Consider the following 7,708-nt stretch of genomic DNA (forward strand, 5'->3'; position numbering starts at 1 on the left):
GATGCACCCAATCCAATTGTAGGAGTGAGCCTGCTCGCGATGGCGGCGTATCAGCCACCATCAATGCTGAATGATCCACCGCTATCGCGAGCAGGCTCGCTCCCACAGGATCTTCGTCGGTTGTAGATCCGGCTCATCCGCAAAACAGCACGTACATCCAATTTTCCCCGCTCCCGTCCCGGCACTATCAAACCAGGTCCCGGCGTATGAACGTCGGTGGTTTTTCATTTGTGCAGGTAGCCCATGAATACATCGCGATGGGATGAGCGGGCGCAGGATTTCGGACTGCTGTTTTTGCGGGTCACTGGCGGTGTGTTTCTACTGTGGGTGCACGGTTTGCCGAAGCTGCTTAACTTCAGCGCTCAACTGCAAGTCATCGAAGACCCGTTTCACCTCGGCGCGAACGTCACGCTGATGCTGGCGATTTTTGCCGAGGTGCTGTGCCCGTTGCTGATTATCGCAGGGGTGTTGGTGCGTCTGGCGTGTCTGCCGATTTTGGCAGTGTTGCTGATCGCGCTGCTGGTGGTGCATGCGCAATGGAGTCTCGATGAAGGGCAGTTCGGTTGGCTGCTGTTGATTGTGTTCACCAGCCTACTTATCGCCGGGCCGGGACGGCTGGCGCTCAATGTCCGATTTGCCGGAGCTTTGCGTTATGCCTGAATCCAATCGTTTCGAGGAAGTCGTGACCCTGGTCATCAAGCACCGGGTCAAAGCCGGTTTTGAAGCGCCCTATGAAGCCTGGTTGCGCAACATTGTCAGCATCGCCGGGCAGCAGGAAGGGCACTTGGGCGTGGACGTGATGCGCGGTAAAAACGCTGGCCTGGACATGTACACCTGCGTGCTGCGCTTTTGTTCCACCGACGCGATGCAGCGTTGGCTCGATTCACCGCAGCGCCTTGAGTTGGTCAAGGAAGCCACGCCGATGCTCGCCGATGGCGACCAGACCGAGGTCAATCCGGTCAACGAATTCTGGTTCGCGCCGCAGGCCGACGCCGCTTCGCCACCGCCGCCGCGCTGGAAGCAGGCCGTGGTGACGTTGCTGGTGATTCTGCCGCACACCTTGCTGGTGCCGCTGCTCTGGGGCCCGCTGCTGCAACTTAACGCCATCCTGTCCAATTACGTGGTCGCGACGTTCCTGATCACGCTGACCATCGTCGTTTCGGTGGTGTACCTGTTCATGCCGATGGCGACGCGTCTGTTCGCGCCCTGGCTGTCTCAATCCACTCCGTCCAAGGAAACGCGATGAACGCCGATCTGATTTTATTCAATGGCCAATTTCATACCGTTGACCGTGAAAACCCACGCGCCAGCGCAGTGGCGATCCGCGAAGGTCGCTTCGTCGCGGTCGGCACCGACGCCGAAGCCATGGCCCTGCGCGGGTCGGGCACGCAGGTCATCGACCTCAAGGGTCGTTGCGTCATTCCCGGCCTCAACGACTCGCACTTGCACCTGATTCGCGGCGGTCTGAATTACAACCTCGAACTGCGTTGGGAAGGCGTGCCATCGGTGGTCGATGCCTTGCGCATGCTCAAGGACCAGGCCGATCGCACGCCCACACCGCAATGGGTGCGGGTGGTCGGTGGCTGGAACGAATTCCAGTTCGCCGAAAAGCGCATGCCGACCCTCGAAGAACTCAATCAGGCCGCGCCAGACACCCCGGTGTTTGTCCTGCATTTGTACGACCGCGCCTTGCTCAACCGCGCCGCTTTGCGCGTGGCCGGTTACACCCGCAACACGCCGAACCCGCCGGGTGGCGAGATTGTGCGCGATGCCAACGGTGAGCCGACCGGCATGCTGGTCGCCCGTCCCAATGCGATGATTTTGTACTCGACGCTGGCCAAGGGGCCAAAGTTGCCGCTGGAGTACCAGGTCAACTCGACGCGCCAGTTTATGCGCGAACTCAATCGCCTCGGCCTGACCAACGCCATCGACGCCGGCGGTGGTTTCCAGAATTATCCCGACGATTATCAGGTGATCGAACAGTTGGCCAAGGACCAGCAGCTGACCATTCGCATCGCCTACAACCTGTTCACGCAGAAGCCGAAAGAAGAGCTGACCGACTTCAAGAACTGGACGTCGAGCGTGACTCTGCATCAGGGCGACGATTACCTGCGACACAACGGCGCCGGGGAAATGCTGGTGTTTTCGGCGGCGGATTTCGAGGACTTCCTCGAGCCACGTCCGGACCTGCCGCAGACCATGGAAGATGAGCTGGAACCGGTGGTTCGCCACCTCGTCGAGCAGCGCTGGCCGTTCCGTTTGCACGCCACGTACAACGAATCCATCAGCCGCATGCTCGACGTGTTCGAGAAGGTCAACCGCGACATTCCGTTCAACGGTTTGCCATGGTTTTTCGACCACGCTGAAACCATTACGCCGCAGAACATCGAGCGGGTGAGGGCGCTGGGTGGCGGTATTGCGATTCAGGATCGCATGGCGTTTCAGGGCGAGTATTTCGTCGAGCGTTATGGCGCCAAGGCCGCCGAGGCGACCCCGCCGATCAAGCGCATGTTGGCCGAAGGGGTACCGGTCGGCGCCGGTACGGATGCCACGCGGGTGTCGAGCTACAATCCTTGGACATCGTTGTACTGGATGGTCAGTGGCCGCACCGTCGGTGGCCTGGAACTGCACGCCGAGGGCCTGTCCCGGCAGACCGCGCTGGAGCTGTTCACCCACGGCAGCGCCTGGTTCTCGTCCGAGCAGGGCAAGAAAGGCCAGATCAAGATTGGCCAACTGGCGGATGTCGCGGCGCTCAGCGCTGACTTTTTCAGCGTCGATGAAGAAGCGATCAAGTGGATCGAATCGGTGTTGACCGTGGTCGGCGGCAAGGTGGTGTACGCCGCCGGTGATTTCGAAAAACTGGGACCTGCCAGCGTGCCGGTGCTGCCGGACTGGTCGCCGGTGGTCAAGGTGCCGGGTCATTGGCGTCCGACGTCGCCGATGCAGGCGCAGGTTCACCATTGCAGCGGGCCGTGCGGCGTGCATGCCCACAGCCATGAAAAGGCCCGGTTGTCGAACGCGCCGGTCAGCGATTTCGCCGGTTTCTGGGGCGCGTTCGGCTGCTCGTGCTTCGCGTTCTGACGATCACAAAACGCGCCGATGCGCTGCGTCGGCGCCTTGCGTAATACCCATCCATCGAGGAGTTTCACATGAGCAACGTTCCGTACAAGCGCCTGAACAAAGACGATGCCGTAGTCCTGTTGGTCGACCACCAGACCGGCCTGATCTCGCTGGTCCAGGATTTCTCGCCGAACGAATTCAAGAACAACGTGCTGGCCCTCGCGGACCTGGCCAAGTTCTTCAAATTGCCGACCATCCTCACCACCAGTTTCGAAAACGGCCCGAACGGCCCGATGGTGCCGGAGCTCAAGGAACTGTTCCCGGACGCGCCGTACATCCCGCGTCCAGGCCAGATCAATGCCTGGGACAACGAAGATTTCGTCAAAGCCGTTAAAGCCACTGGCCGCAAGCAACTGATCATCGCGGGTGTGGTGACCGACGTATGCGTGACTTTCCCGACGTTGTCGGCACTGGCGGAAGGCTTTGAAGTGTTTGTAGTGACCGACGCCTCGGGCACCTTCAACGAAACCGTGCAGCAAGCGGCCTGGGCACGCATGTCGGCGGCCGGAGCACAATTGGTCAACTGGTTCTCGGTGGCGTGCGAGCTGCAGGGTGACTGGCGCAACGACATGGAAGGCCTGGCGAACCTGCTGTCGCCGCGTATTCCGAACTATCGCAACTTGATGAACAGCTACGTGGCGCTGACTTCGAAGTAAGCCCGGCGATCCATAAAAATGCCCGCGACTGTGCGGGCATTTTTATGTCTGGGACAACCTCATTGGGTGGTGAGGTTTTTTGTGACGAGGGAGCTTGCTTCCGCTGGGCTGCGAAGCAGCCCCTTTTGGGTGAGCGCTGCGCGCTCAAGCGGGAGCAAGCTCCCTCGCCACAAAAGCACGCCACCACAACATTCAGGCAGCCACAAAAACTAGGCCTGTTGGCGTTTTTGCAGCCAGTTGAGAAAGCCGTTTTTCTTGATCGGAGCCGGTTTGGCCATCAGCGCCAACCGGCTGTTCTGCTGCCGCACCGCTTGCAGCTTGTTCAGCGCCCGACCCACTTCAACCCGTTGTTCCATGCAACCACGGGTCAGGGATTTGTCGATCCGGTAAATGATGCACGAGGTCAGGGTGGTGAAGGTGGCCTGGGACGGTGTATCGGTGAGCACGCTTTGTTCACCCATCACCTCACTCGGCCCCATGCGCCCGGCTTCGGTTTGCCCGGTGCCATCGGGGACGGTGGCGCTGACCACGCCTGTGGCGATCACCATCAGGCTGTCCGGCACTTCGCCCAATTCCAGCACCACCTGACCCGCCGCGTATTGCTGCGGGACCATGGACTGAGCCAATTGATCACGCTCGTCCTCGCTCAGGGAGCGGAAGACTTTCACTTCATCCAGCAACGCCCGTGCGCGGGTTGTCGGTTCAATAACACCATCGATCTGCCGGGAAATTCCCGCCGCTTCGAGGTGCCGGTGCGCCAGGTCGAACAGCTGATTACGCACCTCGCTCTTCTTGCCGAGCTCGGCGATAAAGCCGCTGGCCACGTACTCGGACATGGTTTCGCCAGCCTCTTTGAGCACGGCTTTCGGCGCCGGGCTGAGCAGCAAGCTGCTGCTGCCTTGAAGCGTGCGCTCCAGCGCATCCAGCACCCGACGCGGGCGGATGTGGTTGGGCACTTGAATGCTGATCGACACGCCGTGCATGTTGGTCGGCCGGCTGAGGTTGACGATTTTCGCCTTGGCCGCCACCGAATTCGGCACCACAGCGGTGCTGCCGGCGCTGGTCAGCAGGTGCGTGGCGCGCCAGTCGATGTCGAGGACTTTGCCTTCGACGCCATCGATCATGATCCAGTCATCCACCTGATACGGCTTGGTGGTGTTGAGTACGATCCCGGAAAATACGTCGCTCAAGGTGCTTTGCAACGCCAGACCGACGACGATGGCCACGACACCGGACGTCGCCAGCAAGCCTTTCACCGGCAGCTCCAGCACGTAACCGGCCGCCGCGACGACTGCAATCAGGAACACCAGCGCGCCGATGACGTCCTGCAACAAGCGACCGCTGTGACCGATGCGGCGCATCAGCACCAGGCCGATGACTTCGGTGAGCACCCGCGCGGAGTACAGCCACCAGAGAATCCCCAACGCCGTGGCGCCCAATTGCGCGACATGATCCTCGGCGAACAATGGTGCCTGCAACGGGCTCACACCGGCATTGATCACCAGCGCGCTGAACAGCACAAACAACGCCAGCCGCACGCCAACCCGCGTGACGCGATGCTTGAACGGCGCGAGGTGCCAGAGCACGGTGTCGATCACCAGCAGCAGGGCACTCCAGGACAGCAGGTGAGCGAGGACAAAAGACATGGGAGAACTCCGGCAGACTGGTTGTTGTTGGCGGTAGTTTTTTGTAGGAGCCAGGCTTGCCTGGCTCCTACAAAAAGCAGCTTCGCCACACCTGGTTGTGTGGCGAGGCGAGGTGACTCAGTTCAAGTGAGTCTTGAGTTCCAGTGCTGCCTGACGAACCGCCGCTTTCACCTCCGGAATCTGGCTCAGCGGGTTGAGCAGGCCGAAGTCGTGGATCATGCCGTTGTATCGCACCGCCGTGACCGGCACACCGGCTGCGTCGAGGTGGCGGGCATAGGCTTCGCCTTCGTCACGCAACACGTCGAACTCGGCGGTTTGCACCAGGGCGGCGGGCAGGCCTTTGAGCTGTTCGGCGCTGGCTTGCAACGGCGAGGCATGGATCTGCGCACGCTCGGCCTGGTCGGTCGTGTAGTTGTCCCAGAACCAGTTCATCATGCCCTTGGTCAGGAAGTGGCCTTCGGCAAATTGCTGGTACGAGCCGCTGTCGAACTGTGCGTTGGTCACCGGCCACATCAACAACTGGAAGCGCAGCGCCGGGGCTTTCTGTTCCTTGGCCATCAACGCCACGACCGCCGCCATGTTGCCGCCGACACTGTTGCCGGCTACCGCCAAGCGCTTGCCATCGACGCCGATGTCCTTGCCATGCTCGGCCACCCAACGGGTCGCGGCGTAGGCCTGGTTGATCGCAGTCGGGTAATGCGCTTCCGGCGACGGCGTGTAATCGACATACACCGCGACAGCGCCGGAGCCGACCACCAGATCGTGGATCAGACGCTGGTGAGTCGGGTAATCGCCCAACACCCAGCCGCCACCGTGGAAGAACATGAACACCGGCAATTCACCTTTGACCTTCGCCGGCCGGACGATTTTCAGGTTGATGGTTTGCCCGTCGACCTTGATCGCACGATCGCTGACGTCCACACCCGACAGATCAACCTTCACCGAGTTTTGCGCACCGGTCAGCACCGCACGGGCATCTTTGGGGCTCAACTGCTCAAGCGGCTTGCCACCGCCGGCGGCGAGGGCTTCGAGGAAGGCCTGGGTATTGTGTTCGACACCCGGGCTGCCGGCGGCGAATGCATTGCCGATGGAAAGGGCGAGAAGGGAAGCGGTCAGGGTGTGTTTGACGATGTTCATGGGGCAAATCCTTTTTAATTAATTAATTTTTGATTACCTGAGGTCAGGTCGCTGCTGGCGCTGTAGGTCAGGCCTCAGCAACACCGTGGACACAGATTAATAGGTCGCCCAAAAGGGAAAAAGCAGCTATAAAGTGTTTGACTGTCAACCAAGGGGTGACAATGAACCCGTTCGAAGATATGCGTATTTTTTGCCAGGTCATGGACTCCGGCAGCTTCACCTCGGCAGCCGATCAATTGGGCCTGTCCAAGCAGTTTGTCAGCCGGCGCTTGATGCAGCTCGAAGAGCGTCTGGGCGTGCGCCTGCTCAATCGCTCCACGCGGCGGCTGGACGTCACGCCGCTGGGCCAGAGTTATTACGAGTCCGCGTTACGTTTGCTCGGTGAAGTCGAGCAAGTGGAGCAGGGCATCGCCGGCCAGACCACCGAGCCTCGCGGCACCATCCGCGTGAGTGCGCCGTTGTCGTTTGCGCTGGCGCATCTGGGTTGCTTGCTGCCGTTGTTTTTGCAGCGCTATCGCGATGTCACGGTGGAAGTGGACTTGAGCGATCGGCCGGTGGACTTGCTCAGCGAGGGTTACGACCTGGCGTTGCGCATCGGCATCCTGGAGGACTCGACCCTGATCGCCCGCCGCATCGCCTCCATCCAGCGCGTGTACTGCGCCAGCCCGGCCTATCTGGCTGAGCGCGGCACGCCGCTCAAACCCGAAGATTTGCACAACCATGACTGCCTGCCTTACGGCCACGGGCGTCAGGTGCAATGGCGTTTCGAAGGGCAGGGCAAGCCGCTGAGCGTCAACGTGACGGGTCGGATGCGGGTCAATAACGGGGAGTTGCTCAAGGATGCGGCGGTGGCCGGGATGGGGATTACGTATTTGCCGACGTTCATTGTCGGTTCGGCGCTGAAAGAGGGTCGGCTGGTGCCGGTGCTGGATGAGTTTCGTCCGCCGCCGCTGACGTTGTCGGCGGTGTATCCGCAGCATCGCCAGAGTTCGCGGCCGGTGCAGGCGTTGATCGAGTTTTTGCGCGAGCGGCTGGATCGGGTTGAGTGTGGGTTGTAGAGCGCCGGATCACACATCTCCTTGTAGGAGCGAGGCTTGCCCGCGAAGGCGTCGTGACATTCAAAACAAGCGCTGACTGATACAACGCCTT

7 protein-coding genes are annotated in these 7,708 nt (G+C 60.8%); 5 read left to right on the forward strand and 2 right to left on the reverse strand.

Annotated elements, in window-relative coordinates; translation table 11 throughout:
• Nucleotides 1-243: 243 nt before the first annotated feature.
• The 4 genes from QMX98_RS29820 to ycaC all read left to right on the forward strand — a co-directional run bounded on the left by QMX98_RS29820 (nt 244) and on the right by ycaC (nt 3,776).
• Nucleotides 244-660 (forward strand): DoxX family protein, encoded by a 417-nt coding sequence (locus tag QMX98_RS29820; protein WP_077750469.1) that lies wholly within the window; start codon nt 244-246, stop codon nt 658-660.
• Nucleotides 653-1,246 carry an antibiotic biosynthesis monooxygenase gene (locus QMX98_RS29825; protein WP_010455733.1) on the forward strand — a complete coding sequence of 198 codons (594 nt, stop codon included), beginning with the start codon at nt 653-655 and terminating at the stop codon, nt 1,244-1,246. Before QMX98_RS29820 ends, QMX98_RS29825 begins: the two co-directional genes overlap by 8 nt.
• The gene (locus QMX98_RS29830) at nt 1,243-3,081 is read left to right on the forward strand and encodes an amidohydrolase (protein ID WP_282411824.1); all 1,839 of its coding nucleotides are present in this window, start codon (nt 1,243-1,245) and stop codon (nt 3,079-3,081) included. The genes QMX98_RS29825 and QMX98_RS29830 overlap by 4 nt, the downstream gene beginning before the upstream one ends.
• Before the next feature lie 68 nt (nt 3,082-3,149).
• Entirely contained in the window at nt 3,150-3,776 is a 627-nt protein-coding gene (gene ycaC, locus QMX98_RS29835) for an isochorismate family cysteine hydrolase YcaC (protein WP_010455729.1), read from the forward strand.
• Nucleotides 3,777-3,985: 209 nt separating this feature from the next.
• Here ycaC and QMX98_RS29840 read toward each other — a convergent pair whose 3' ends face one another.
• Complete coding sequence (locus QMX98_RS29840) at nt 3,986-5,422, reverse strand: mechanosensitive ion channel family protein (RefSeq protein WP_221106464.1); 1,437 nt, start codon at nt 5,420-5,422, stop codon at nt 3,986-3,988.
• Nucleotides 5,423-5,539: 117 nt separating this feature from the next.
• Entirely contained in the window at nt 5,540-6,559 is a 1,020-nt protein-coding gene (locus QMX98_RS29845; RefSeq protein WP_282411825.1) for an alpha/beta hydrolase, read from the reverse strand.
• A gap of 161 nt (nt 6,560-6,720) precedes the next feature.
• Between QMX98_RS29845 and QMX98_RS29850 the strand changes: the two genes are divergently transcribed.
• Nucleotides 6,721-7,617, forward strand: coding sequence for a LysR family transcriptional regulator (locus QMX98_RS29850; RefSeq protein WP_102595902.1), 897 nt, complete (start codon nt 6,721-6,723; stop codon nt 7,615-7,617).
• The last annotated feature ends 91 nt before the right edge of the window (nt 7,618-7,708 follow it).

The sequence above is a fragment of the Pseudomonas sp. PS02303 genome (assembly GCF_029959925.1).
Taxonomy (GTDB): Bacteria; Pseudomonadota; Gammaproteobacteria; order Pseudomonadales; family Pseudomonadaceae; genus Aquipseudomonas; species Aquipseudomonas mandelii.

Excerpts from the sequence above, each read along its gene's own strand:
- QMX98_RS29820 (WP_077750469.1), top strand. The coding sequence starts at position 244 with ATGAATACATCGCGATGGGATGAGCGGGCGCAGGATTTCGGACTGCTG.
- QMX98_RS29825 (WP_010455733.1), top strand. The coding sequence starts at position 653 with ATGCCTGAATCCAATCGTTTCGAGGAAGTCGTGACCCTGGTCATCAAG.
- QMX98_RS29830 (WP_282411824.1), top strand. The coding sequence starts at position 1,243 with ATGAACGCCGATCTGATTTTATTCAATGGCCAATTTCATACCGTTGAC.
- ycaC (WP_010455729.1), top strand. The coding sequence starts at position 3,150 with ATGAGCAACGTTCCGTACAAGCGCCTGAACAAAGACGATGCCGTAGTC.
- QMX98_RS29840 (WP_221106464.1), bottom strand. The coding sequence starts at position 5,422 with ATGTCTTTTGTCCTCGCTCACCTGCTGTCCTGGAGTGCCCTGCTGCTG.
- QMX98_RS29845 (WP_282411825.1), bottom strand. The coding sequence starts at position 6,559 with ATGAACATCGTCAAACACACCCTGACCGCTTCCCTTCTCGCCCTTTCC.
- QMX98_RS29850 (WP_102595902.1), top strand. The coding sequence starts at position 6,721 with ATGAACCCGTTCGAAGATATGCGTATTTTTTGCCAGGTCATGGACTCC.